Origin of the sequence: Haloarcula taiwanensis (assembly GCA_002844335.1) — an archaeon.
GTDB lineage: Archaea > Halobacteriota > Halobacteria > Halobacteriales > Haloarculaceae > Haloarcula > Haloarcula taiwanensis.
In genome coordinates this window covers 204,600-229,304 of record CP019154.1, presented here as the reverse complement: position 1 = coordinate 229,304, position 24,705 = coordinate 204,600, and the positions used below count along the sequence as shown (strand labels likewise).

Annotated in this window: 17 protein-coding genes, 2 tRNA genes and 3 rRNA genes; 7 read left to right on the top strand and 15 right to left on the bottom strand. The window is 62.4% G+C overall.

Annotated elements, in window-relative coordinates; all coding sequences use genetic code 11:
• Positions 1 to 3: 3 nt before the first annotated feature.
• Complete coding sequence (locus tag BVU17_01175; GenBank protein ID AUG46194.1) at positions 4 to 1,182, top strand: hypothetical protein; 1,179 nt, start codon at positions 4 to 6, stop codon at positions 1,180 to 1,182.
• A gap of 9 nt (positions 1,183 to 1,191) precedes the next feature.
• Here BVU17_01175 and BVU17_01170 read toward each other — a convergent pair whose 3' ends face one another.
• Entirely contained in the window at positions 1,192 to 2,304 is a 1,113-nt protein-coding gene (locus BVU17_01170; protein AUG46193.1) for a hypothetical protein, read from the bottom strand.
• A gap of 253 nt (positions 2,305 to 2,557) precedes the next feature.
• On the opposite strand from BVU17_01170, the gene BVU17_01165 reads away from it, so the two are divergent.
• Positions 2,558 to 3,355, top strand: coding sequence for a hypothetical protein (locus tag BVU17_01165; GenBank protein AUG46192.1), 798 nt, complete (start codon positions 2,558 to 2,560; stop codon positions 3,353 to 3,355).
• Between the two features lie 152 nt (positions 3,356 to 3,507).
• On the opposite strand, the gene BVU17_01160 is transcribed toward BVU17_01165, so the two are convergent.
• From BVU17_01160 to BVU17_01130, 7 genes are all read right to left on the bottom strand, one after another.
• Positions 3,508 to 3,583: transfer RNA gene (locus tag BVU17_01160), tRNA-Cys, on the bottom strand.
• A gap of 46 nt (positions 3,584 to 3,629) precedes the next feature.
• The gene (locus BVU17_01155; protein AUG48806.1) at positions 3,630 to 3,881 is read right to left on the bottom strand and encodes a hypothetical protein; all 252 of its coding nucleotides are present in this window, start codon (positions 3,879 to 3,881) and stop codon (positions 3,630 to 3,632) included.
• Between the two features lie 103 nt (positions 3,882 to 3,984).
• Positions 3,985 to 4,107: ribosomal RNA gene (gene rrf / locus BVU17_01150) — 5S ribosomal RNA — on the bottom strand.
• Between the two features lie 182 nt (positions 4,108 to 4,289).
• A 23S ribosomal RNA gene (locus BVU17_01145) occupies positions 4,290 to 7,164 on the bottom strand.
• Positions 7,165 to 7,374: 210 nt separating this feature from the next.
• A tRNA-Ala gene (locus BVU17_01140) sits at positions 7,375 to 7,446 on the bottom strand.
• Positions 7,447 to 7,550: 104 nt separating this feature from the next.
• Positions 7,551 to 9,023 (bottom strand): 16S ribosomal RNA (locus BVU17_01135).
• The 16S, 23S and 5S rRNA genes sit together here with 1 tRNA gene alongside, the layout of an rRNA operon.
• Before the next feature lie 730 nt (positions 9,024 to 9,753).
• Positions 9,754 to 10,062, bottom strand: coding sequence for a chromosomal protein MC1 (locus tag BVU17_01130; protein ID AUG48805.1), 309 nt, complete (start codon positions 10,060 to 10,062; stop codon positions 9,754 to 9,756).
• Between the two features lie 248 nt (positions 10,063 to 10,310).
• Here BVU17_01130 and BVU17_01125 point away from each other — a divergent pair, with 248 nt between their 5' ends.
• Both BVU17_01125 and BVU17_01120 read left to right on the top strand, forming a co-directional pair.
• Complete coding sequence (locus BVU17_01125; protein AUG46191.1) at positions 10,311 to 10,508, top strand: hypothetical protein; 198 nt, start codon at positions 10,311 to 10,313, stop codon at positions 10,506 to 10,508.
• A gap of 99 nt (positions 10,509 to 10,607) precedes the next feature.
• Positions 10,608 to 11,660, top strand: a complete 1,053-nt coding sequence (locus tag BVU17_01120; protein ID AUG46190.1) for a dihydroorotate dehydrogenase (quinone) — start codon at positions 10,608 to 10,610, stop codon at positions 11,658 to 11,660.
• A 49-nt stretch (positions 11,661 to 11,709) separates the two neighbouring features.
• On the opposite strand, the gene BVU17_01115 is transcribed toward BVU17_01120, so the two are convergent.
• The 5 genes from BVU17_01115 to BVU17_01095 all read right to left on the bottom strand — a co-directional run bounded on the left by BVU17_01115 (position 11,710) and on the right by BVU17_01095 (position 18,834).
• Positions 11,710 to 13,452 (bottom strand): phenylalanine--tRNA ligase subunit beta, encoded by a 1,743-nt coding sequence (locus BVU17_01115; protein AUG46189.1) that lies wholly within the window; start codon positions 13,450 to 13,452, stop codon positions 11,710 to 11,712.
• Complete coding sequence (locus tag BVU17_01110; GenBank protein AUG46188.1) at positions 13,452 to 14,963, bottom strand: phenylalanine--tRNA ligase subunit alpha; 1,512 nt, start codon at positions 14,961 to 14,963, stop codon at positions 13,452 to 13,454. Before BVU17_01110 ends, BVU17_01115 begins: the two co-directional genes overlap by 1 nt.
• Before the next feature lie 275 nt (positions 14,964 to 15,238).
• Entirely contained in the window at positions 15,239 to 16,888 is a 1,650-nt protein-coding gene (locus BVU17_01105; GenBank protein AUG48804.1) for a tryptophan--tRNA ligase, read from the bottom strand.
• A 130-nt stretch (positions 16,889 to 17,018) separates the two neighbouring features.
• Complete coding sequence (locus tag BVU17_01100) at positions 17,019 to 18,029, bottom strand: tRNA-intron lyase (protein ID AUG46187.1); 1,011 nt, start codon at positions 18,027 to 18,029, stop codon at positions 17,019 to 17,021.
• 82 nt (positions 18,030 to 18,111) lie between these two features.
• Positions 18,112 to 18,834, bottom strand: a complete 723-nt coding sequence (locus BVU17_01095; GenBank protein AUG46186.1) for a DUF91 domain-containing protein — start codon at positions 18,832 to 18,834, stop codon at positions 18,112 to 18,114.
• A 118-nt stretch (positions 18,835 to 18,952) separates the two neighbouring features.
• Between BVU17_01095 and BVU17_01090 the strand changes: the two genes are divergently transcribed.
• Complete coding sequence (locus BVU17_01090; protein AUG46185.1) at positions 18,953 to 19,609, top strand: haloacid dehalogenase; 657 nt, start codon at positions 18,953 to 18,955, stop codon at positions 19,607 to 19,609.
• Positions 19,610 to 19,785: 176 nt separating this feature from the next.
• Here the strand turns inward: BVU17_01090 and BVU17_01085 are convergent, their stop codons facing one another.
• Together BVU17_01085 and BVU17_01080 are read right to left on the bottom strand one after the other, a co-directional pair.
• Positions 19,786 to 19,995 (bottom strand): hypothetical protein, encoded by a 210-nt coding sequence (locus tag BVU17_01085; GenBank protein ID AUG48803.1) that lies wholly within the window; start codon positions 19,993 to 19,995, stop codon positions 19,786 to 19,788.
• Positions 19,996 to 20,230: 235 nt separating this feature from the next.
• Positions 20,231 to 22,600, bottom strand: coding sequence for a DEAD/DEAH box helicase (locus tag BVU17_01080; protein ID AUG48802.1), 2,370 nt, complete (start codon positions 22,598 to 22,600; stop codon positions 20,231 to 20,233).
• A gap of 184 nt (positions 22,601 to 22,784) precedes the next feature.
• Between BVU17_01080 and BVU17_01075 the strand changes: the two genes are divergently transcribed.
• Both BVU17_01075 and BVU17_01070 read left to right on the top strand, forming a co-directional pair.
• Positions 22,785 to 23,618, top strand: a complete 834-nt coding sequence (locus tag BVU17_01075; GenBank protein AUG46184.1) for an SAM-dependent methyltransferase — start codon at positions 22,785 to 22,787, stop codon at positions 23,616 to 23,618.
• Between the two features lie 154 nt (positions 23,619 to 23,772).
• Positions 23,773 to 24,699, top strand: coding sequence for a lipoyl synthase (locus BVU17_01070; protein ID AUG46183.1), 927 nt, complete (start codon positions 23,773 to 23,775; stop codon positions 24,697 to 24,699).
• Positions 24,700 to 24,705 lie beyond the last annotated feature (6 nt).

Sequence of the window (24,705 nt, the reverse complement as noted above, 5' to 3'; positions counted from 1 at the left end):
CCTATGAATCGCACACTCGTCGCCGTCATGGCAGCGGTCGTCCTTTTGACAGGGACCGCTATGGCGACGGGTGCTTTCATCACCGGCGACGAAGTGGCACCCGACCGGAACTCCGGCATCTATCTGGCTCCCGCTGACACTGCAAACGGGGACCAGTACGCCGAATACGACGAGACGGGACAGCTACGTATCAGTCTCGCACCGGTGCTCCCGAACGGTCAGACCCGTGTCGACGACCTGTTTGTCGTTGGCTTTGCAGGCTACGAGGGGAATAGTAGTGCTGCTGCCGTCGAGCTGGACAGCGAGCCGGAAACAGTTCGCATATATCGGATGGACACTGGCACACGGGTCGCCGGTGATACTGTCTCGTTACAGCCAGACGAATCAGTGCGCTTTGGGCTGGCGGTGACACCAGCAGAACGCAACTTCACTGGAACAGTATCTATCACCGTCCCTGTTCCCGAACAGCGGTCAACCGAAGGCGACGAGAGCACCAGCGGGGGTGGTGGCGGTATCTCACCCGGTGGCGACGGAGGCGGCGGGACGCAGGACGGAAGCGATTCCGCAACGCCGACGCCAACGCCAGGGGACGATAGCTCGACGAACGGGGCCGCAGGCGAGGACGGGAACGAGTCCGAAACGCCCGCTGACGGAGGAGGCGATGGCAGCGGTACTGGCGTCGGGACACCGACCGAGACACCCGCCGATAGCGACAGAGAGACCGAAACCGTGGCCGGCGGTGGCGCCGAGCCCGCGCCGTCGAAACCCGAAAACCAACAGCCGGCCGAGCCGAGCGGATTCGCACCCGATTTCGACCCTGCATTCGGAATTAACTGGGGATTGTGGGCGTTCATCGCTGGCCTTCTCGCCGTAGTGACGAATTACCTCGTGCAAACGCGATATCATGATGTCCTCCCGGTACTCCAGACACAACCGAGTGACCGCCGGCACCGGTTCCGCCACGTCGCTGTCCGTGAAGCGGCGATAGGTTTCGCCGGAATCGTGCTTACGGTGCTTGTCGTCTCAGCGGTTTCGAGCGCTGGCTTCGGCCCAGTCCCGCAACTAGTTGCCGCGCTCGCGTTCTCCGCTGCAGCCGGCACGGTGACCGGGTATCGATTGCTCCCAAAGCTCGATGCACCGCCCGGGCCGAACGCCACTGACAGCAGCACGGAAAAGCAATAAAATACTCACTCAGTCCGACGATTCAGCGCCACTATCTCCGGCAGTGACAGCAGCCCCGGGCTCTGGCGGAGGTTCGTACCGGAACAGTCGGTCGCCTGTGTACACGATAAGAGTAGAATCACTATCCGACTCGATGATACGTTCGTCGGTGTCGATGGCGATATCTACGAGACCGACAAGCGAATCAACGGAAGTGGTCCAGATATCGTCGTCGACTGGATCAGCCCGGCCGACGGTTATCCACTCGTCGTACTCTTCGCGGGCAGACCTGTATACGAGCCACCGGCACTCGGCATCAGTCAGTGTGAGATAGTCGGTCATGCGCCCGTAGACGAGAGCAGCAGCACAACCAAGGCCACCAAAGAGGAGTGCTGGGCCACCGAGCATCCAGAGCGGTCCGTAGCTCTTCTCGACCTGTGTTTCGACAGTTTGGTCACCGCCGTTCGTCACCGGGCCGGCGTTTGCAACACGATAACTGCTCTGGCTCGGAATAATCTGGAGTCGGTACGTGCGAGCTGTGTCGACCGACCGCCCGTTACGTGTTCCCGAGAGAGCAAGCTCAGAAATCACCGCGATCTCCAGTCGGCCGGATGTCTGGCCGTGCTCCGAATCGATACGCCGAACAGTTTCAGCTGCGCGACTGACATTCAGCGAGAACGGGACTGCCATACGCTCGTCCGTAGCCAACGAGCGCTCGGTGTCTTGTGTCAGTGGGCGTTTTACCTCCCAGTAAACGAGCTCGCCGTTTTGCGTCGATTCGACGGATCGATACTGGACGAATATGTCAGCCGAGGCGGTGAGGTCGCTTTCGTTACTAGCGCTGTATGTGTATGCAAACACGCCGTCCAATACAGGAGCGACCTTTCGGAGGTACACGGGCTGGTCTTCGAGCACTTCACCCTCGGGAAACGCTGAGGTACCGTTGCGAACTGTCGCGTTATGCGAGAACGATCCAGACGATTGCCACGACGATACCTGTCGCGTGGTTGTCTCCGTTCCTGGAGCAACATGCCCCGTATACGTGAGATATCCGCCAGCCGCAGCGATGGCAACCAGACAAATCAGTAGCAATTCGTAGTTGTCGACGACTGTCCGTCGTGTTTCCCGTCCCAACAACCCCATTGCAACTGTAATACTGGTGCCGACAAATAAGAGTTGATACCAGGTCAGCAGTGCTATCTGTGATTCTACAACACCACCGATCAGAGACATAACTGGTGGATACGTCCGATACTACCACAGAATCAAGTCTGATATCCGTAGCCGAGTGCTTATTTAAATAACACGGGTATACACTGATATCAATACGACTACCGACAAGCGGACGAGAAAATCGGTACGACAAGCCGTTTCTGAGCAGGTACGGCTCTTCGATATTGCCCTTCTACTTTCATTTCCACTACTTCTGTGGCTCGGATACAGCCTTCCACTGAACATCAGTGAGTCGCTCGTTTTTGATTATAGAAATCCCACACTGCTCGCAGCGGTTACGTCTGCGTTCGTTCATTTCGAGTTCGGACACCTGATTACGAACGTCGGGTTGTACGTCCTCTTGATTCCAGTACTGTATGTCCTATGCGTCCTGAGCGGTCGTCAGCAGCAGTTCCGAGTGTTTGCCTTCACGACCTTCGTTGCGTTTCCTCCTGTTCTTTCGTATCTGAATCTCGCGATTGCCAGGTCTTCTGTAACATTCGGTGCCTCAGGAGTCATCATGGTCTTTGCCGGCTACCTCCCACTGGCAGTGAGTGAGTACGTTGACACGAACTTCGATATCGGTCCAGTCAGCGTGTTCGCGCCAACTTTATTCTTTGCAAGTTTGGGGTTTATTGCAGTGTTGGGTCTCCAGTCCGTGCTCCTTCAGAACCCAACAGTACTGCTGGGCACCGCCGGTCTGGTTTTAGCGGCGGTGCTCAGTACAGTATTGTATGGCCTTTCGGTGTACGATCAGACCGACAATACACGGACGAAGATCAAATCTGCAATGCGGGCAACCGGGTACACCGACCTGCTGTTACTCACTGTTTTGCTACTTTTCGTTGTTCCAATTATCGCGTTCCCCGCTAGCCCACAGGTTGATAGCGGTGTGTTAAATCTGTATGAGCACTTCCTCGGCTACGCACTGGGGTTCATGACTCCCTATATTGCCAGGACACAGTTTCCGGGGCTATACTAACTACCGTCTCCCAAAGGTTATTCCAGATGAGCCAGTGGTCACATTAGTCTGTTCTGCCCTGCGCACAAAGTGATCTCAGGTGACTTTGTGGCGTCAGCAAGCGAGTCCATCCAGATTGTCTACTTGGGTCTCCGACGTGTCAAGAAGTCAAAAGCCAAGGGCCGGATTTGAACCGGCGATGGGCGGCTCTGCAGGCCGCTGCGTTAGGCCAGACTCTGCCACCTTGGCGCAAATAGAAGTACTCAATTCGTTCGTTTAAGGGTAGCGGATTCGATCAGCCCTCGCCCCCTGACTGGCCCGGTTCGCCGACTCCCTCAGCCGGGATAGAGTTATAGATCGACGATTGTGCTTCGTCGGGAGAGTCGAACTGCTCGTCTTCGACCCGATCCAGTACCGCAGCTAACGGTTCGGTACCGTCTGCGTACACGAGCCGTACATCCTCAAACTCCTGCCGCGCAGTTGCGACCGAGAGCGGGTACGTCGCCGTCTCGAGAAGTGCTTCATTCAGTTTGACTTCGCGACTCATACAGTACACACTCGGGGCGATTGTGTAGTTACCCACTGCTTATAAATACAGAAAGCCCACTCGGGAGAGACATCTCTCCCGAGTGGGCTGTGTAAGGTATGAATGGTGGCGGCGAACCGGATTTCCCAGAGGCTCGCGCACTCCAGTACTCCCCGGAACGCTGGCGGGCTTATCTTCCGTGTTCGGGATGGGTACGGGAGGCAACCCCGCCGCTGTGGCCGCCTAACGCCGAGTCGCGGAATCGAACCGCGAGGATACCGGTCTCGGTCGGTCTCCACCGTGTGTCCGTGCGATCCAGTTTGCGCCTGGACTCGTTCAGCGACGAGTAATTCGTCGGTGAATGAGTCACAGTGCGTATGAATGATGGCTTTGGTCTGTTAGTGCTCGTGGGCTTAACGTCTCGTTACCTCGACGCGCACACCCCGAGTCTATCGACCGCGTCTTATACGCGGGACCTCGGCGGTGTCTCTTTTCCAAGTGGGTTTCGAGCTTAGATGCGTTCAGCTCTTACCCCGTGTGGCGTGGCTACCCGGCACGTGCTCTCTCGAACAACCGGTACACCAGTGGCCACCAACCGTAGTTCCTCTCGTACTATACGGTCGTTCTTGTCAGACACCATAACACACCCAGTAGATAGCAGCCGACCTGTCTCACGACGGTCTAAACCCAGCTCACGACCTCCTTTAATAGGCGAACAACCTCACCCTTGCCCGCTTCTGCACGGGCAGGATGGAGGGAACCGACATCGAGGTAGCAAGCCACTCGGTCGATATGTGCTCTTGCGAGTGACGACTCTGTTATCCCTAGGGTAGCTTTTCTGTCATCAATTGCCCGCATCAAGCAGGCTAATTGGTTCGCTAGACCACGCTTTCGCGTCAGCGTTCCTCGTTGGGAAGAACACTGTCAAGCTATCTTTTGCTCTTGCACTCTTCGCCGGGTCTCTGTCCCGGCTGAGATAGCCATAGGGCGCGCTCGATATCTTTTCGAGCGCGTACCGCCCCAGTCAAACTGCCCGGCTATCGGTGTCCTCCTCCCGGAGTGAGAGTCGCAGTCACCGACGGGTAGTATTTCACTGTTGTCTGGGTGGCCCGCTAGCGCGGGTACCTCTGTAACGACTCCTACCTATGCTGCACATCGGCGACCACGTCTCAGCGACAGCCTGCAGTAAAGCTCCATAGGGTCTTCGCTTCCCCCTGGGTGTCTCCAGACTCCGCACTGGAATGTACAGTTCACCGGGCCCAACGTTGGGACAGTGAAGCTCTGGTTAATCCATTCATGCAAGCCGCTACTGATGCGGCAAGGTACTACGCTACCTTAAGAGGGTCATAGTTACCCCCGCCGTTGACAGGTCCTTTGTCCTCTTGTACGAGGTGTTCAGATACCTGCACTGGGCAGGATTCAGTGACCGTACGAGTCCTTGCGGATTTGCGGTCACCTATGTTGTTACTAGACAGTCCGAGCTTCCGAGTCACTGCGACCTGCTCCGTTCCGGAGCAGGCATCCCTTCTTCCGAAGGTACGGGACTAACTTGCCGAATTCCCTAACGTTGGTTGCTCCCGACAGGCCTTGGCTTTCGCCGCCATGGACACCTGTGTCGGTTCTCGGTACGGACATCATGCTCGTCTTTTCATGGGCCCCAGGTTGAATCACCTTGCGCTGTGCCGCCGTTCGTCCGCTTCGTGCCATTACGGCTTCCACGGAGTTGGACGGTTCGACCGGGCGAAGGCCCGGCGTGATCGACCCCAGGGCGTCGACTTTCACTGCATGATGGCACAGGAATATTAACCTGTTTCCCATTTCGTCACAGTCGAGTTGCGGTGTGACTTAGGACCGGCTAACCCTCAGCTGATCAGCAGTGCTGAGGAACCCTTATCCATTAGGCCGTCGGGGTTCTCACCCGACTATCGCTGCTACTATGGCCAGGATTTTCGTCACTAATCGGTCCACAGGAGCTCTCGCCCCCGCTTCCATCCAATTAGAGCGCCAATCTACTCGATCACCCTATAACGGGTGCGGACAGGTCTCGGTGGTGGATTTGAGTCCCGATCATTTTGGGCGCCTCAAACCTCGGCCGGTAAGCTGTTACGCTTTTCTTAGAGGGTAGCTGCTTCTAAGCTCACCTCCCGGCTGTCTAGGGCTCGAGACCACCTTCAGAGGATTACACTTAATCCACACTTGGGGACCTTAACCTATCTCTGGGTTGTTCCCCTCCTGGTACACAGGCTTACCCCGCGCACCGGAATCCCCGCGTCAAACAGCGTCTGTAGGTTTGGAGTTTGACAGGTGTGCCGACTCCTCTCGGAGGCGGACACACCAATCGGTCGCTCTACCCCACAGACTACCTCGGCGGAGGTCATGCTTCGACATGTTTCGATTGGAACCAGCTGTTGCCGGACTCGATGGGCCTTTCACCCCTACACATAGATCACGAGAGGGTATTGTAGGACACCAACTCTAACAGACTTCCACGTGCCTTTCGGCACGCTTCATCTTGTCCATGCGTAGATCGTCCGGATTCGGGTCGTGTCCACATGGCTCCCCGCGCTTGAACACGGCGGCCCTCGGGCAAATGAATGCCCTGCGGCCATGTCGGTTTCCCTGTGCCTCCCCGGATACTCCGGTTAGACTTGCCATACAGACACACTCCCTGGCTCGTTTTTCAAAACGTACGACAGAACATCGGCTTCCCGTGAGTCTTACTGGACGCTCGCGCGTCGGTCATTCGTCATGGGACCTTGTATGCCCTGTCGCTCGATCGCCAACTGATTTCATGCTCTATTTCGCCTCCCTTCTGAGGGTACTTTGCAGCGTTCGTTCACACTACTTGTTCACTATCGGTCTCAGGTTGTGTTTAGCCTTCGCAGTCGATGCCTGCGTTATTCGCGAGGGATATCCAACCCCCGCTACTCTGGCACTACCGCACAGCGTACTGGTCTTCAGTACGGGGTTGTCACCCTGTATCACGCTCTGTTCCAAGAGACTTCGTGAAGACGGTCGGCTGATGAGAGGTAGCCCGGACACCACATTGCCCGTGAGGGCTTCGGTTTGGGCTGTATCGCGTTCACTCGCGGTTACTGACGACATCACGTTGCGTTTTCTGTTCCTCCCGATACTGAGATGTTTCAGTTCTCGGGGTTCCTCATTGCGCGAAGCAATTGCAGAGGAGATTCTCATTCGGAAATCTGTGGTTCTTGGCCTCCGTGCGGCTCCCCACAGCTTATCGCAGCTTGGCACGTCCTTCATCAGCGCCTGAGCCGAGCAATCCACCAGCTGGCATAGTAGCCAACGTCGTTGTGACTCGTTCAACTGAACGAGTCCAGTGGACGCCTGGATCGCACGTACACACGGTTTCATATTCGCCCCCAAGGTGGAGATGGTGGGCGAATCGACCCTTCCCAGGCTCGGTTTCACCCGGCCTGGTGCATCTGTCGTCGTACCATATCCCATCGCCGTCCCACACTTAAGGGGCACGGTTCGGGACTGGCACGTCGTATGGACCCACTGGGATTTGAACCCAGGGCCTCCGCCTTGCAAAGGCGGCGCTCTCCCGCTGAGCTATGGGCCCGGCAGATCCGCACGGTTGTTAGCCCTGATAGTCCATAGGTGCCCGGTCGACGGAGTTCTCGAACACCGAAAGGTGGGTCAGGCCAGAGGCCTGATCCCGATCAGTAGGAGGTGATCCAGCCACAGATTCCTCTACGGCTACCTTGTTACGACTTAAGCCCCCTTGCGGAGCCCAGATTCGACCGTCGCATGACGGCCTCATCCGGACCCCACTCGGGTGCTTTGACGGGCGGTGTGTGCAAGGAGCAGGGACGTATTCACCGCGCGCTTCTGACACGCGATTACTACCGAATCCAGCTTCATGCGGGCGGGTTTCAGCCCGCAATCCGAACTACGACTCCGTTTGGAGATTAGCTTCGCCTCTCGGCGTTGCATCCCACTGTCAGAGCCATTGTAGCCCGCGTGTTGCCCGGTCCATTCGGGGCATACTGACCTACCGTTGCCCGTTCCTTCCTCCGCTTTAGCAGCGGCAGTCCTCCTAGTGTACCCAACTACCTCAAGGGTATTGCTGGCAACTAGAAGTGCGGGTCTCGCTCGTTGCCTGACTTAACAGGACGCCTCACGGTACGAGCTGACGGCGGCCATGCACCTCCTCTCAGTAGCGTCGGGTAAAGTCGTCAACCTGACCGTCATTACTACTGTCGGGACCGGTGAGATGTCCGGCGTTGAGTCCAATTAAACCGCAGGCTCCTCCGGTTGTGGTGCTCCCCCGCCAATTCCTTTAAGTTTCATCCTTGCAGACGTACTTCCCAGGCGGCTCGCTTCTCGGCTTCCCTAGGGCGCAGCGCAGGCTCGTAGCCTACGGCACACCTAGCGAGCATCGTTTACAGCTAGGACTACCCGGGTATCTAATCCGGTTCGAGACCCTAGCTTTCGTCCCTCACCGTCGGGTCCGTCTTCCTGAGGTGGTTTCCCCATTGGTGGTCCGTCCAGGATTACAGGATTTCACTCCTACCCCGGACGTACCCCTCAGGTCTTCCGGCCCCAAGCCGGACAGTTTCCGCTGGACGCCGACGCGTTGAGCGCGTCGATTTCCCAACGGACTTGTCCGGCCGGCTACGGACGCTTTAGGCCCAATAATATCGGCCATCACTTGGACTGCCGGTATTACCGCGGCGGCTGGCACCGGTCTTGCCCAGTCCTTGTTCCTGTACCACCTTACGGTACAGAAAAGCGAGGGCTATATGCCCTCACACTCGGAGTCCCCCTATCGCACTGTCGTGCAGTGTAAAGGTTTCGCGCCTGCTGCGCCCCGTAGGGCCCGGTATCTTGTCTCAGATACCGTCTCCGGGTTCTTGCTCTCACAACCCGTACCGATTATCGGCATGGTGGGCCGTTACCCCACCATCTACCTAATCGGCCGCAGCCACATCCTACAGCGCCGGAACGTTTCTCACTCTCGACACTCCAGTCTGAGAGTGATATCCGCTATTGGCCTCAGTTTCCCGAGGTTATCGCGGTCTGTAGGGTAGTTTGGCCACGTGTTACTGAGCTATATGCCACGAGTCTGAACTCGTGCGACTAGCATGGCTAAATCGGACTCCGATAGCAATGGCCTCCGGCAGGATCAACCGGAATGTATCCCGGCACGATGCCGGGGGGTTAGGCGGGATCACACCCAGATAATGGGTGTGGTCGCTATCGAAGGGTGTTCGAGGACACCCGTCGACCGAGTGTCACCGAACTATCAGGGCTAACATCAGATTCCATCTTGACGGCGGACCGCAGGGGTGGAATCCTCATTTCTTCGGACCTGATTGTTGTCTCGAAGCCACCATAAAGGCTTCGAGTTTCGTTGGCGAGTCGGCCCCGCCTAGTCCGTGTCGGCAGAGATTCGATGTCCCCGACCGAACGTCGTTCGCGTTCATTCCCAGCGCCCTGTTACACTTAAGGGCATCGGAACGGGCTCGCGTCGAACCGCACGACGCGAGCGACCTTCGCGTTCATTCCCAGCGCCCTGTTACACTTAAGGGCATCGGAACGGGCTCGCGTCGAACCGCACGACGCGAGCGACCTTCGCGTTCATTCCCAGCGCCCTGTTACACTTAAGGGCGTCGGAACGAGTTCGTTCGTTTGGGGCCATCGCCCCTGACCGCGTTCGCATTTCATTCCGATGGGTGAGCCACACTTAACCCCGTCGAAGGAAGTCGACTGCGAGACGGAATTACACGGGTGTGAGTGTCCCACACGTGTATAGACGGACCGTACGGGCCTCGGGGTCGACGGACTGCTGGATCGTAGTCTTCGCTCGCGCGCACACGCGGGTGTAGCCACTGTGATGTCGCCACCGAAAACGTCGAATCGCGACCTAGATCTCGTCTAGGTGTTCGACGCCCTGCTTCGAGACGTTCCCTTTCGTGATATCGCCGGGCATCCAGTCGGGTTTGTCGTCAGGAGCCTCCTCAACCCATGCCCACGCCTCATAGATGTGGACTTTGTGGGTCCCCTTCTCCCGTAGTCGTATCTCCTCAGGATCAGCCTGATCTTCACCGTCAGCCGGTTCGAGTCGACGTGCTGCCTTCAGTGCAGCCTGCCGAGGCGTTCCGCCCGAGAAGACGCTCGATTCGTCACCGTCTTCGCGCAGTGCGAAGTTGCGCTTGTCACTGTCGGGTGCCATGGATTTCACCGCTCCATGCCAATTCAGCACATGGCAGAACATAAATATACCCCCCAATCCCGCCTCCCTCGGGGGGTATTTATATACGCTCGCACGGTCACACGCCCTTTTGAACGCCCAGACCGGCCGTTTCAGCCCGGATATTCGGGTCGAAATCGTCACGCGCGCCTACGAAATCACCAGCCAGCGGCCGGCGGCACGGTAGACTTAAGTGTATCCTGCGGTGAAGTGCGGAGTAGGATAGCGCGATGGTGCGAAAGAAGAAGCTCAGCCCGAGTGGCGCCAAAGATGAGGACGGCGAGTACCACAACGTACATATCAACATTCACGAAGACGAGCTAGCCGTCGCCGGGATGGAGATCGGCGACGAGGTGTTCGTTCGCGTCCGCGATAACAAGATTATTATCCAGAAAGCCGACCCGGAAGAGGTCGAACACGACTTTTGAGGCACCATCGACGGTGACACAGTGCCACCGGGCCATTGGGCCGATGCCCGATACCGGACATGCAACGACGTTCTTCGAGGTAACCCGAACACCAACACAATGAGACCCTACGATATCGCCAGACCACTCCTGTTTTCGCTGCCAGCAGAAACCGCCAACCGGAGCGTCCACCGGCTGTTAGAGGCGGTCGACGGAACCCGAGTCGCCGACGCGATGGCCGACCGCTACACCGTCACTGACGACAGACTTGCAGTGGAGGCGTTCGGCTACACGTTCGACAACCCCGTCGGAGTCGCCGCTGGCTTCGACAAGAATGCAACCATCCCCGGAGCGGTGGCCTCACTCGGCTTCGGTTTCGCGGAGGTCGGCGGCGTCACAGCCGAGCCACAGGCCGGCAACGCCCGCCCGCGGATGTTCCGGCTCAGGGAGGACGAGGCGATCATCAATCGGATGGGCCTGAACAACGACGGCGCTGTCGTCGTCGGCGAGCGGCTGAAACACGTCGACGCGCCGTTCCCGGTCGGCGTCAACATTGCCAAGACGGAACATGTCGGAACCGAGGAGGCCCCCGACGACTACCGGACCACGTACGAACACGTCGCCGAAGGCGGGGACTTCTTCGTCGTCAACGTCTCCTGTCCAAACTCGGAGGGCTTCGAGGAGCTCCAGAACCGCGACGCGATGGAAGCGATCCTCAGTGAGCTACAGGACGCTGGCGCGGCCCCGCTGCTCGTGAAGCTCTCGCCGGACCTCCCCGAGCCGGCAGTCGAGGACGCGCTTGACCTGGTGACCGAACTCGGCCTCGACGGCGTCGTCGCGACGAACACGACGACTGAACGGCCCGCAAGCCTACGCTCGCCGAACGCGGTCGAGACGGGCGGCCTCTCCGGGAAGCCGATCGAGAACCAGGCGACCGAGATGGTCCGGTTCGTCGCCGAGCGCGTCGACGTGCCCGTCGTCGGCGTCGGTGGCGTCTCGACAGCGGAGGGCGCATACCGGAAGATCCGCGCCGGGGCCTCACTCGTCCAGTTGTACACCGGCCTGGTGTACCGCGGCCCGTCCATCGCCCGCGAAATCAACGAGGGCCTGCTCGAACTGCTCGCGGAGGACGGCTTCGACTCGGTCGAGGACGCCGTCGGCGCGGACCTGTAGCTTGGGGCTTGCTGGCCTTTTGGAACAGCGATAGACCGACGGCTGGCCGTTATTCCAGCGCGTCCAGTCGGAACTCGAACGCCGCCACCGGCAGTTCCAAGTCGTGCTCGACAAGCACCTTCGGGTGGATTTCGCCGACGACGCCAACCGACTCCCCGTCGAGGACGACCTCGGCGGCGCGGCCGCCGATGAACGACGGATGCGCGGTCGGGGGCGTTTCGAGGTCCTTGTCGAAGGCGTCGGCCAGCGCCTGCAGGCGAGCCTTCGCGTCCTCATAGGAGGCGTCCGTGCGCGCGAGCGCGGCGGCGACGGTGCGGTGTTCGGCGACGCCAGTGTTCTCCGAGTCGTCGAGGCCGGCGGCCAGCCCGATTTCGGCGAGGTCCTGCGGATAGCTCCGGTGGGTGTTGTTCTCCAGGACCATCATGATGGAGGGGAGCGCCCACGTCCGGAGGATAGTGTAGTCCTCGCTGTAGGGCTCCTGGATGGTGACCGGGTCGGCCTCGCCGACGGCGTCCCCGCCAGTACTGTCCGGACTGAGTCCCATCCGCTCGAAGTTCTTGGCCTCGTTTATCATGTGGAAGTTCAGCAAATCCTCGAAGCCCAGCCCGACCAGAGCGTCGCGGGCGGCGTCCTCAAGCCGGGACCGCTCGTGGCGGCCGCCGACCGTCGATACGTCGGGGTAGGTCGGTTCGAGGCTGTTGAACCCGAGCGCCCGCCCGATGTCGTCGATGATATCCAGCGGGTGGATGACGTCGACGCGGTAGGGCGGAATCTCCACCTCGTAGGCCACGCCGTCGTCGGCGTCGGTTTCGCTCGCGTCGAGGCCAGCGCGCTCGGCGTAGTCGACGACCTCGCGGCTGTCCAGTGAGACGCCGAGAATGGATTCGATACGGTCGTGCGTGACCGTCTTCGTCCGCACCGAGAGGTCCGGCCGTTCCAGCGTCTTGCCGGCGTACTCGCCGGGCGCGTCGTCGGCGTAGGACACGTCGACCTTCTCGACCTGGCCGCCGCGGGCGGCGAGGGCGTAGCAGACGATGTTGCACATGTGGTCGATGGTCCACTGGTCGGTCCCGGTCATCTCGATGAACAGGTCCCGGGAGTCGACGCTGACCTCGGTTCGGCGGCCGTTGATGACCGGCGGGAACGAGAACAGGCCGATGGCGTCGTAGATGGCCGGCACGCGGTCGAAGTCGGCGACGAGGTCGCCGTAGGTCTGGCCGGTCTCGTGGGACGCCATGACCTCGCTGGGGGTCATCTCCGCGTCGGCGTCAAGCGGTACGAACGTCGCCTCGTCGGGGTCCGCGCTGGTGTACGTGATGGACTTGCCAGTCTCGTCGGTGACCGAGTCGCCTTTCAACATCGTAAGGTCGTGGACCCCAATCGCACCCTTCGCCCGCTTGCGACCCATCGTCGCGTGGAGTTTCTCCTGCAGTTGGATGAGCGACTCCAGCGCTGCCTCGTCCATGTCCAGCCCGCGGACGATAGCGCCGGTGACGTACGGGCGCTCGTCTGGCTGGTCCTCGACCTCGATGGTCCAGTCGGCGCTGTTCGTGTTGGGGATGTCCACCCCGCGGTCGTCGCCGTAGTGGTAGCGCAGCGAGCGGGCGACGCCCTCAACGGAGAGGCGGTCGAGCCTGTCGGGAGCGAACTCCAGTTGGAACTCGTCGTCCTCGGTCCAGCCCTCGAACTCCAGGCCGAGGTCGAACAGGTCCGATTTGAGTTCGTCGTCGTCTTTCTCGTCGTGACCGGTCAGATACCGCAGTTCGTCGGGGTCGACGTCGACGACGGGCATCAGCGCATCACCTCCGTCTCCCGCAGCAGTTCAAGATCACACAGCGTCCCGTGCACGTCGCGGATGTCCTCGAAGCCGTACATGAGCATGAGTAATCGTTCGAGCGAGAGGCCCCACGCCATCACGTCGCAGTCGACGCCAAGCGGCGTGAGCACCTCGTCGCGGAAGATACCGGAGTTGCCGACCTCGACGACCTCGCCGGTCTCGGGGTGGGTCCCGAACAGTTCGAAACTGGGCTCCGTGTAGGGGTTGTAGTGGGGCTTGAACTCCAGGTCGGTGATGCCGAACTGCTCGTAGAACTCCGTGAACGTCCCCATCAGGTCACGCACAGAGAGGTCCTCGGCCATCACCCACCCCTCAATCTGGAAGAACTCCAGCAGGTGGGTCGGGTCGAGCGTGTCGTTGCGGTACACCTTCTCGACGCTGAAGTAACGCTCGGGCGGTTCGAGGTCACCGACCTGGTGGCCCGAGAGGTAGCGCATCGACAGCGAGGTGGTGTGGCCCCGGAGGTCCATCCCGCGGGCGATGTCCTCGGTCCAGGGCGAGTGATACCCCTCGCCGTCGGGGCCGACGCCCTCCCGGTGGGCCGACCGGACCCGCTCGACGAGGTCGTCGGGCAGGTTCCGAATCTCGTCGGGCCGTTCCAGCGCGAACTGGTCCCAGTGGGTCCGGGCCGGGTGGTCCTGGGGCATGAACAGGCAGTCGTTTATCCAGAACTGGGCGTCGGCGTGGGGGCCTTCCATCTCTTGGAAGCCCATGCCGACGAGCGTGTCCTTCACGCGGTTGGCGGTCTGGCGGAGGATGTGCTCCTTGCCGTGGCTCACGTCCTCAGCGTCGGCCTCGACGTTGTACTCGGTAAACTCCACGTCTTCCCACTCGCCGCTGGTGAGCAGTTCGGGCGTGAGCTGGTCGACCGTCTCGGCGGCCTCGACGCCCTCCATCAAGGCGGTGACGCCGTCGTCGGTCAGCCGCACGGAGCGGACGGTCTCCTCGCGCGCGTCGACGAGGCCGCGCCGTTCCAGTTGGTCGAGCGCGTCCGGGTCGGCGTCCTCAACACGTCCATCTGCGACGGCCTCCAGCGCCAGCATCTCGGGGTCGGACCCGGGGTCGGCGTCGGGGTTGGCCGTGATTTCGCCGCTGTCGATGTCGCCGTAGGCCTTGCGGGCGTAGTTCGAGAGCGCGATGTCGACCGCGCCGCCTTCGAGACCGGACGCGCCGATGACCTGCCCCATCTGGACTGGGCCGTCGGCCGCACCGGCATCGATAGCGGCCTCATAGAGGTCCTGTTCGGGCAGGCTCTCGCGGACGTACGCCTCGCCCTCCTCGGTGAGTTCGTAGTGTTCCAGCGTCTCCTCGTCGACGGCGACGAGGCCGTCGGCTTCCAGTTCGAACGCCGCTCTGGTGGCCGCTTCGGGCTTGAGGCCCGCGTCCTCGGCTACCGCGTCGATGCGCCTGTCCTCCTGTGCGTCGGCGGCCTGCAGGACGGCCACCTGTGCCTGTGGTCGTTTCATACGGGTGTCTCGGTCTTGTGGGGATAACCGCGGGTCGCTCAGTTAACGGTTCTTACTTCCTGCTCACGGTTTCGTCCGACCACGCCTCTCAGCGCCGTCAGAGTCCACACGCGGTCAGGCAGTACAAAAGAAGCCGAACCCCTGTCTGTCGGATGGCTGGCGCGCGACACCGGCACGGTGGGATTCGGGTGCCATGTCTCAGCGATTGTGGCTGTCGGGCAAAAACGTTGCGCGTGTGGCCGTCGCGACACGAACCCGGCGACGCGACCGGGCGCTCAGTCCGCGCCCGAGCGCTTTCGGTCGGAGTCGAGGTCGATGTCGAGTTCGTCGAGCCTGTCTTCCCACTCTGCGCGTTTCTCCTGGTGGTCTTCGAGGAACTCGGCCATCAGTTCGGCGGCCTGTTCCTTGCAGCCGCCACAGAGCCGTTCGCCGCCGACGCACTCGTCGTACACCTCCTTGGCGAACTCGTCGTCGTCACCCGACAGCAGGTAGGCATACAGCTCGTAGACGGGGCACTCATCGGCCTTCCCACCCTTCTCGCGCTGTTCCTCTGCAGTAGAGCGGCCGCCGGTCGTCGCGGATTTTACCTTGTCGTAGCCGTCCTCCGGGTCGTCCAGTAGCGAGATGTGGGAGGCCGGAATCGACGAGGACATTTTCCCGCCAGTGAGTCCGGTCATGAACCGGTGGTAGATCGAGGACGGCGGCTGGAAGCCGTAGCCCCCGTTGTCGAGTTCGACCTGCCGAGCGAGTTCCTCCGCCTCGACGTGGTCCAGGTCGAACGTGTCGATGTGCTCGTCGTACACTCGCTTCTCGCCGTCGATAGCTTCGATGAGGGCCTCGAAGGCTACGTCGGTAGCGTTGCGGTCGAGGAACCGGATCCGCGGTCGGAGTGGTTCCTTCCCGGCCTCGTCGAGTTTCGAGACGACGGACTCGCGGGCGTCAGCGGGTGCTGGCTGGTGGTCGCGCAGCCAGTCGGCGGCCTCGCCACACCGCGGTCGGTCGGCATCCTCGGCGTAGTCCTCGCGGGCGTCGTAGGCCTGTCGGAGCAGTGTCCGTTCGACTCCGTCGGCCTCGAAGCTGGCAAACGCTTCTGTCACGCCGAAATACCGCATCCGCGCGGCGAGATCTCGGGCCAGCCGCATATGGGGGTCCTGGTCCGGGCCGACGGGAATGACCGTCGGCTTTGGCTCGTCCAGTTGCGGATAGAGGATGTCGGCCATCTGCGTGACGACCGACTGCATGTGTGAGATGTCGGTCTCGCCATCGAAGTCGTAGATGGCCTGCAGCTCCGAGAAGTTCGCCTCAGCCCCGAGTTCGAACGCAAGGTCCTGCACTTCGCGGTTGTCGGACTGGCGGTACAGCGTCCCCTCTTCGGGGTCGAACCCGAGCGCGAGCAGCGAGAGGACGTAGTCCGTCGCGTGCTCGTCAATTTCGTCCCACGAGAGCCCGCGGGCGCTGTGGGCTTCGAGGTCCGCGATGAGCGCGTGCGCGTCCCCGCCCTGCTGTTGGTGCCAGATAATCTCGTCAAAGACGAGCTTGTGGCCGATGTGTGGGTCGCCGGTCGGCATGAACCCCGACAGCGCGGCGAAGGGGTCGTCGTTGCGCATGGCTTCGGCGACCGGTCGGTAGTCCCGGTGGCCGAAGATGACGCCCCGCCGCATTAGATAGTGAGGGTTGGGGACCTCAGGAAGTACCTCGTCGAACTCCTCGATGCCGAACTGCTCGAACAGCTTGCGGTAGTCGGCGATAGTCGAGGAGCCCCACGGGTCAAGCGTCGCCTCGTCGGCCCCTTCGGCCTCGGTGCCGCCGTCCGGCAGCACTGGGTCGTCACCGGAGGGGGCGTCAGGCTCCCGCCACGCTGCGCCCGACTGGCGGCGGTCCTCGTCGGGCGATGCGTCGTCGTGGTGGGAGTCGTCCGTTGTCATAGCTGTGGTCGGCTCGCGGTGAGCCACGTTACAGGTGTTTTGGTCCCGGTCGGCGCAAAAAGGGTTCGTTTCGGTGCGCCGAGGGACCGACGGGCAGATACCCACTGGCCGACCCCGATGCCCGGGCGGCTCAGGGCGTCAGTCGTTCGACAGCTATCCACTCGATATCGACATCACCGCCGTCCGTTGTGAGTGCGAATACCATCGTCTTCCGGACGCCGTGAGCGAGGCGCACGTCCAGCGCGAGGTCCCTCGGCTCGAACCGGTGGTCGGCCGGCAGCACGCGCACCAGTAGCTCCGAGTGCCCGAGGTTCGCCGCACTTTCGACATCGGCGTAGGTCCGGAAGTCAGCGCCGAACTTGAAGCCGGTCTTCGGCGCGACGCCGCTCGCTCGCAGGGCCGTATAGACAGCTAGCCGGCGGTCGAAGCGGTCGCCCTCGACCTCGCGGCCGCGCTCGACGACAGCGTCAGCCCCGCCATCGACTGTGAGCAGTCCCGCCTGTGCGAGATACGCGGCTTCAACGAGGGAGAGCTGCACTGCGCCGTCGTCACCGAGCCGCTGGCCGTAGAAGGCCTGCTCGTACAGCTCCGCCGGCGGCTCCCAGCACACCACGCGCTCTCCGAGCAGTTCCCCCTCCGTTGCCGGGACGACAGCGTCGCTGGTTCCCTCAACGTCGCGCCGGTCGGTGTCGAGGTAGGTGACCTCGCTCTCCTCGTCGACGACCGCCAGCACGCAGTCGCCCAAGGCCGCGGCGGCAGCGGTATCACGCTCGCCGACGACCCTGACGCGGTACGCCACTTCGGTGTCCCATGGCCCGTTCCCGCGCGGGTAGACCACGAAGTCCGCCCCCGACGCGTCGTCGACCCACCCTTCGCGGGCCGGCGTGAGGTAGAAGCCGCGGTCACGGAGGTCTTTGTAGACAGCGAAGTCGACCTCGGAAACGGCCGTCGACCCGAGGAACGCCCGGAAGTCCATGCCGTCGATGCTCTCGATATCTCCGCGGTAAAGGAGGTGTGCGGCCTCCACCGGGGCCAGGTCGAGGTCCCCGTTGCGGACCTTCCCGTAGCCACGCGAGTCGTAGAACCGCTCGCGGGCCTCGTAGCCGGCCCGGACAACATCACCGTCGAGCGTTAGTCCCATGCTCTGACGTGGCTCCCGCGACGACAAAGCCCCTGCGGGTCCGAACCGGTAGCGGAGTTGGGCGGATGCGGAGGGTCAGTGCTCACTCCCGTTCTGCGCAAGAACTGTCCAGACATCGCGTGCCGCCAGCGGTTTCGAACAGCGGCAGGCCGCAGTCACAGTTACCGACGACGACGCCGGACGGCATCGAGAAGCCGGTGTCACAGTCGGGGTAGTGTTCACAGCCGGCGAGCAGGCCACCACGGCGGAGAATCAGCAGGTCGCCGTCACAGTGAGGACAGCTCCACTCACGGTCAAAGGCCGCAATAACGGCGTCGTCTAGTGAGTCACACTCCCGGTCAAGACACAGTTCGAACGCCCGCCCACGTTCCACTCGAAGCGTCGGGAGTCCGCAGTCGTCACACCGACCGCCAGTGACCGCGGCATCGCTCGGAATCCCATAGGCGGCGTCACAGCCGGTACAGGTAACCTCGCTACGGGTGCGAACCAGCGTCCCGGCGCAGTCGGGACAGTCGCGCACCGGAACGCCGGCGTTCGAGGCCGGATAGCGGCCACTGCCGTGTTCCTCGTGAGTGACCACCCGGAGGAGTTCGTCGCCGTCGCGGGCGGTCACCGCTCCGTTGTCGATGGTGACGCTTTCAGCGCGCGTGAGCCACGCGACCGGCTGATATCCTTCGGCATCGTGAACCAGAACAGTGTTGTCCGGTTTAACGACGACGAGGACATCACCGCGCTGCTCTCGCTCGCGCGCGCCCTCGAAAACGGTCGTACATTCACCAGCAATCACACGGGTTCCGTCGTGCATGGACTGGGCTGGCCGGGTTTCGGTATTTAAATCCTCAGGCGGTGGACGGGGTTTCATAGCGCGGTCGTCGCTGCCGGAGTCACAACAGCCAAAGCCGTCGCCGAGTGACAGCAAGGCAATGAGTGAACCGCCTGCTGCGGTCTGTTTCGATATGGACGGCGTCCTCGTCCAGTCTGAAGACCACTGGGTCCGTGCCCAGCGCGAGGATATCCTTCCGACGACCGCACCGAACGACGACATCCCGGTGTCCGCGATTACCGGGCGGAACTACCGAGAGGTGTATCCGGACCTGAACGCCGAGTACGACCTCGAAATCAGCCGCGAGGGCTTCGAGAGACTGTTCGAGGAGCACGGCGAGCGGATTTACGGCGAAAAAGCGACCGTCCTCGACGGGGCACACGAACTGCTCGACGACCTGCGGGACGCCGGCGTGGCACTGGCGCTGACGACCTCCGCACCATGGGCCTGGATCGACGTGGCCGACGAACGCTTCGACCTCCTCTCGAAGTTCGATGTCGCCATCAGTGCAAATGACATCGACGGCCCCGGGAAGCCGGAGCCAGACATCTACGAGCAGGGCGCGGCAGAACTGGGCGTTGCGCCCGAGGACTGCTGGGCCGTCGAGGACTCCACCGCGGGCGCACGCGCCGCCGTCGCCGCCGGAATGACGACCGTCGGGTTCCGCGGCGACGGCGACGAGACGGACCTCTCGATGGTCCACGAGACCGCAGACGATGCCGCGTCGCTGCGACAGGTACTTTTAACCGGTGTGTAACGCCCGCGAGTCTGTGCGGAGGTGAGAGATGACAGACGCAGAAGCAGCGGTATGGCGCTCCGGTACAGAGTTGAGCCAGAAACCGAGAGGCAATACTTTAGTACGGTACGCAGAAGTTCAAGAGCCACAGAACGGCGTGCAGGAAATGCCAGTGTGGGGGGAAAGACCCGGCCAGGTCAGGCGGGGTCACCGTATCCGCGGCCCGCGAGGAGGCCGAAGATGTTGAGGGCAACGACACCCACGAAGATGAGGAAGCTCTGACTGTCCAGTCCGCCCAGCAGTAGCGGCGGATATGCCAGTGGCGTAACGATAGCCAGCCAGAACGCGATGAATTGCAGGGGACGAACGAGTGATCGGAGGGCGACGCTACTGGGGGCGGCTTCCATCGGGGAACGGAAGGGCGATGCACTGGACATTGTGGGCTTCCTCAGTTCTTCGTAAGAACCCATACCCAAATATAAACGCCAGACCCTTGGGGAGAATTCGTGCTCTTTTCGGAATGTTAACCGGATTTCAGCACCTTTCAGCGATGTTTCACAGAGCACTGTAACGCTTTTAGAGGTGTTTATAAATTTTATCGGCCATTCTAATCGTGTTTCAGAGCAGGAGTCGAAACGGCGATTACCGAACGAGAACTGACCGGGTTTCGGTGATCGTCGGGAGCGGCAACGCGGGGAACGCCACCTCGACGGTGAACGTGAGTTCGTCCGCGTCCGCGCCGAAGACGGCCACCGGAAGCGTCGCTTCACCGAGATACGACGGTTTGGCGGTCATCTCACGCCCGTTGACAGTGACCCGCAGGCCCGCACGGGCACTGCCACCAGTGTTTTTCACCGTCACCTCCCGCATATCGTTGTCACCGGGCGCGATGGTCTCGGGGAACTCACCCCAGTCGATGGAGACAACAGGAAGGTCCCGGGCGTTGGCCAGCACTTGCTCGGCGACGCCTTCGGAGAGTCCGGCACGGACGAGGCCGTCTTCGCCGGCTTCGACCACCTCGGCGGGCGAGGACAGGCCCGCGGCGGCGAGCTTGCCCGCGCGACCGCTGCCGACGCCGTCGATGGCGGTCAGCCCCACCGCGTCGGCACTGATGCCGTGTTCAACGCGGGCCTCGACCCGGCAGGCCAGGTTCGCGTAGCGAGCCGGCCCGAGCGTGTCGACGAACTCCCGCATCGCCGCGAGCAGGCGCAGGGCGTTCTGGCGGATGACCCACGCGTCGCTTTTGAGTTCGGTCGGCGTCGTCCCGGTCATGCCCGAGCGGAGGATGGCAAGCACCTTCCGCTGGCCGGCGTCGAGACTGTCGTCGACACTGTCTCCCAGCACCGCGTGGACAGCGTCCTCCTCGTCGGAGCGGGCGCTGACGCTGTCGAACTCCGTCGCGCCGGCCACCGCGGTCAGCAGGTCGTCCGCGTCAACAGAGACAGCGGAATCCGGGTCCGCGGCGTCCTGACACCGTTCGGCAACGTCCGCGAACCGGCGTGCGGTCGACAGCCGGAGGTAGAACTTCGAGGCGAGCTGGCCGAGTCGCGTCGGCTCGACGTTGAGGCCGTCCTGCTCGACGAAGCCCTCGTCGACAAGCGCCGAGAGCGTATCGCTGACCCGGTTTCGGAGATCGCTGCCGGCGTCATATTCGTCGGGGGCCGACTGCGAGCGGGCGTAGTAAAACGTGGTCCCGAGCCACTCCATTACGTCGTCCACGTCGTCGATGGTGCCGAGCGCGATTTCGGCGTTCAGGTGGGCGTCGAGTTCGGCCGCCAGCCGGGACTCGATCTCCTTGCCGTCACGGAGCAGGCGGCGGTACTTGTCGGCGTCCGAACGGTCGCAGACGACCCAGGCATAGCCCATGTCGTCGTAGCCGGGCCGACCCGCGCGGCCGAGCATCTGGAGTACGTCGAGCGGGCTCATGTCGACCTCGCCCTCCAGCGGGTCGTGGAGTTTGGTGTCGCGGATGACGACACAGCGGGCGGGGAGGTTCACGCCCCAGGCCAGCGTCGACGTCGAGAAGAGCAGTTGTATCTTGCCCTCCTTGAACCACTGCTCGACTCGGTTCTTGTCCTCGCGCGCGAGGCCGGCGTGGTGGAAGCCGACGCCGTCGAGCACGGACTGGCGGAGCGTGTCGTTCGAGAGGTCCGCGGCGTCGTTGTGGAAGTCGTAGTCTCCGCGTGCGCCCATCGGAATATCTCGCTCGACAATTTCGTCGCGGGCCTTCTTCGCGGCCTGGACGGTATCCTGCCGCGAGGAGACGAACACGAGCGCCTGACCCTCCTCGCGGATGTGTGGCTCGGCGAGGTCCAGCGCCCGGTAGAGCCGGCGGTACTTGTCGGCGAAGGCGTTCTCGCCGTGGGAATACGTCTTCACGTCGGCGTTGAGTGGGACCGGGCGGTACTTTTCACCGAAGGCGAAGGTGGTCTCGTCGGGAGCGTCTAGCCAGTCAGCCACGTCGTCGATGTTCGGCATCGTCGCCGACAGCGCCACGACACGCGGGTCACAGAGCCGGCGCAGGCGCGAGACGGTGACTTCGAGCACCGCCCCGCGACGGTCCGAGTCCAGCAGGTGGACCTCGTCGATGACACAGCAGTCCACGTCAGTGATAAAGGAGTAGCGGCTGGTCTCGTGTTTCCGGGTGGCCGAGTCGGCCTTCTCCGGCGTCATCACGAGGATGTCGGCCCGCTCGGCGCGGCGGGGGTTCAGGTCCCGCTCGCCGGTGACGACGTAGACGGAGTAGCCCAGGTCCTCGAACCGTTCCCACTCGCTCTCTTTCTCGTTGGTGAGCGCACGCAACGGCGCGAGAAAGAGTGCGGTCCCGTCCTCGGCGAGGGTCTTGCAGATGGCCAGTTCCGCCAGCGCGGTCTTCCCGCTGGCCGTCGGCGCGCTGACGACGACGTTGTCGTCGCGGTTCAGCAGGGCCGGCAGGGCCGCCGACTGCATCCGGTTGAACTCCTCGAAGGGGAAGGCGTCGGCAAACTCGGGGAGCACCTCCGCGACCGCCACAGTCGGCTCGCTGTCGGTTCGGGATGGCACGTCACAGTCGCAGTTCCGCGACGGCAAAGGCGTTTCTATGGGGGAACCGAAGTGTGGGAGAAGACATAGTTCCGGAGCCATTGCGTAGCTGCCCGCTGTGAGCGCCCCACACGCCTGCCCAAAGATTAACCCGGCCGGCTGACAGTGCGCAAGCGTGCCCCTCAGCGACCCCGAAGACTACTACGACGAGAACGACGAGAGCGAGTGGGACCGTCTGGCGGCCACGCTACACGGGCAGTTAGAGTGGACGGGGACCGTCGAACAGCTCGAAGCGAACCTCCCCGACACGGGACGCGTCCTCGACGTGGGCGGCGGCGCTGGTCGGTACGCCGTCTGGCTGGCCGAACAAGGGTACGATGTCACGCTCGTCGACCCCAGCGAGGGCCAGCGGGCTCTCGCACAGAAGAAGATCGCCGAGCACGGGCACGAGGAGCGGGTGACCGTCAGGGCGGGGGACGTACGCGACCTCGAGTTCGACCGGGACGCATTCGACGCGACGCTGTGTCTGGGTGGGCCGCTCTCGCACGTGCTCGACGCCGACGGACGCGTGGCTGCCGTGCAGGAGCTTATGCGGGTGACAAAAGCTGCGTGTCCAGTGTTTGCATCCGTTATGGGGCGGCTCAATTGGCTGGTGCTCTCGCTGGTTGGCGGGTCGGACCACCTTGTCCATGCGGCCGAACTGGCCGAAACGGGCGACTACGACCGTCCGTTCGTGGCGCAACTCGGTCACGACGCGGCGTTCACCGAGACCCATTTTTTCCGTGCCGACGAGTTCGAGGCGCTGCTAGAGGCGGGCGGAGCAACCGTCGAGACGCTGGTCGGACTGGAAGGGCTGGCGTCGGTACTTGCCGCCGCCCCGCTCCGGGGAACCGCTGACGAGCTGTCAGCGCGCGAGCGGGCCGGTGTCCGAGCGCTCGTCGACGAACTCCGGACGGACCGGACCGCCGTCGACATGTCCGCACACATGCTTGCCGTCTGTCGGGCATGAGCCGGCAACGCGGACAGCAAAGTGAGTGCTCGGAAGTACGCCGCCGACCACCGTTTCGATCCGGTTGCCGGACCAGTCGATTGTCGTTCACACGCTATACGGGAGACCGCGTGAGCCCCGCACGTTTTTCACCGGGCGAACCGAACTCCGGGTAATGAGTCGTTCGCGCAAGCCTGACTGGCTGAAGATGCGGCCACCGTCGGGCGAGCGGTTCACCGATATCAAGCAGACGCTCCGGGATCGAAACCTCAACACGGTCTGTGAAGAGGCTAACTGCCCCAACCTCGGGGAGTGCTGGACCGGGCGCGACGGACCGGGGACAGCCACGTTCATGCTGATGGGCGACCGCTGTTCGCGGGGCTGTAACTTCTGTGACGTGGAGACGGGCGGGATGGAGCCGCTGGACCCTGACGAGCCACAACAGGTGGCCGACGCTGTCGCGGATATCGGGCTGGACTACGTAGTACTGACGAGTGTCGACCGCGACGACTTGCCCGACCAGGGCGCGGGCCACTTCGCCGAGACGATCCGGGCCATCAAGGACCGGGACCCCTCGATTCTCGTCGAGTGTCTCATCCCCGATTTTCAGGGTGAGCCGGACCTCGTACGGAAGATTATAGACGCCGACCCGGACGTCATCGCCCACAACATCGAGACGGTCGACCGCCTCCAGTGGCCGGTCCGGGACCGTCGGGCGGGCTACGAGCAGTCCCTCTCGGTGCTCCGGCAGGTCGACCGAGAGAGCGACGTGTACACGAAGACCAGCCTGATGCTTGGCGTCGGCGAGTACGCCCACGAGGTGTACCAGACGCTGTCGGACCTCCGGCAGGCCGGCGTCGACGTGGTGACGTTCGGCCAGTACCTCCAGCCCTCCCGCTCGCACCTCGAAGTCTCGGAGTACGTCCACCCGGACGCCTTCGACACCTGGCGGCAGGTCGCTGAGGAGGAGTTCGACTTCCTGTACTGCGCTTCGGGGCCGATGGTCCGCTCGTCGTACCGGGCGGGCGAACTGTTCGTCGAGAGCGTCCTGCGCGACGGCGACGACCCCGCCGAGGCCCGCGAGAGGGCGCGGAGCGCCTGACCGCCG

Bases quoted from the DNA above. Each gene is read 5' to 3' on its own strand.
- BVU17_01175 (AUG46194.1), top strand. From the start codon at position 4: ATGAATCGCACACTCGTCGCCGTCATGGCAGCGGTCGTCCTTTTGACA.
- BVU17_01170 (AUG46193.1), bottom strand. From the start codon at position 2,304: ATGGGGTTGTTGGGACGGGAAACACGACGGACAGTCGTCGACAACTAC.
- BVU17_01155 (AUG48806.1), bottom strand. From the start codon at position 3,881: ATGAGTCGCGAAGTCAAACTGAATGAAGCACTTCTCGAGACGGCGACG.
- BVU17_01130 (AUG48805.1), bottom strand. From the start codon at position 10,062: ATGGCACCCGACAGTGACAAGCGCAACTTCGCACTGCGCGAAGACGGT.
- BVU17_01125 (AUG46191.1), top strand. From the start codon at position 10,311: ATGGTGCGAAAGAAGAAGCTCAGCCCGAGTGGCGCCAAAGATGAGGAC.
- BVU17_01120 (AUG46190.1), top strand. From the start codon at position 10,608: ATGAGACCCTACGATATCGCCAGACCACTCCTGTTTTCGCTGCCAGCA.
- BVU17_01115 (AUG46189.1), bottom strand. From the start codon at position 13,452: ATGCCCGTCGTCGACGTCGACCCCGACGAACTGCGGTATCTGACCGGT.
- BVU17_01110 (AUG46188.1), bottom strand. From the start codon at position 14,963: ATGAAACGACCACAGGCACAGGTGGCCGTCCTGCAGGCCGCCGACGCA.
- BVU17_01105 (AUG48804.1), bottom strand. From the start codon at position 16,888: ATGACAACGGACGACTCCCACCACGACGACGCATCGCCCGACGAGGAC.
- BVU17_01100 (AUG46187.1), bottom strand. From the start codon at position 18,029: ATGGGACTAACGCTCGACGGTGATGTTGTCCGGGCCGGCTACGAGGCC.
- BVU17_01095 (AUG46186.1), bottom strand. From the start codon at position 18,834: ATGCACGACGGAACCCGTGTGATTGCTGGTGAATGTACGACCGTTTTC.
- BVU17_01090 (AUG46185.1), top strand. From the start codon at position 18,953: ATGAGTGAACCGCCTGCTGCGGTCTGTTTCGATATGGACGGCGTCCTC.
- BVU17_01085 (AUG48803.1), bottom strand. From the start codon at position 19,995: ATGGAAGCCGCCCCCAGTAGCGTCGCCCTCCGATCACTCGTTCGTCCC.
- BVU17_01070 (AUG46183.1), top strand. From the start codon at position 23,773: ATGAGTCGTTCGCGCAAGCCTGACTGGCTGAAGATGCGGCCACCGTCG.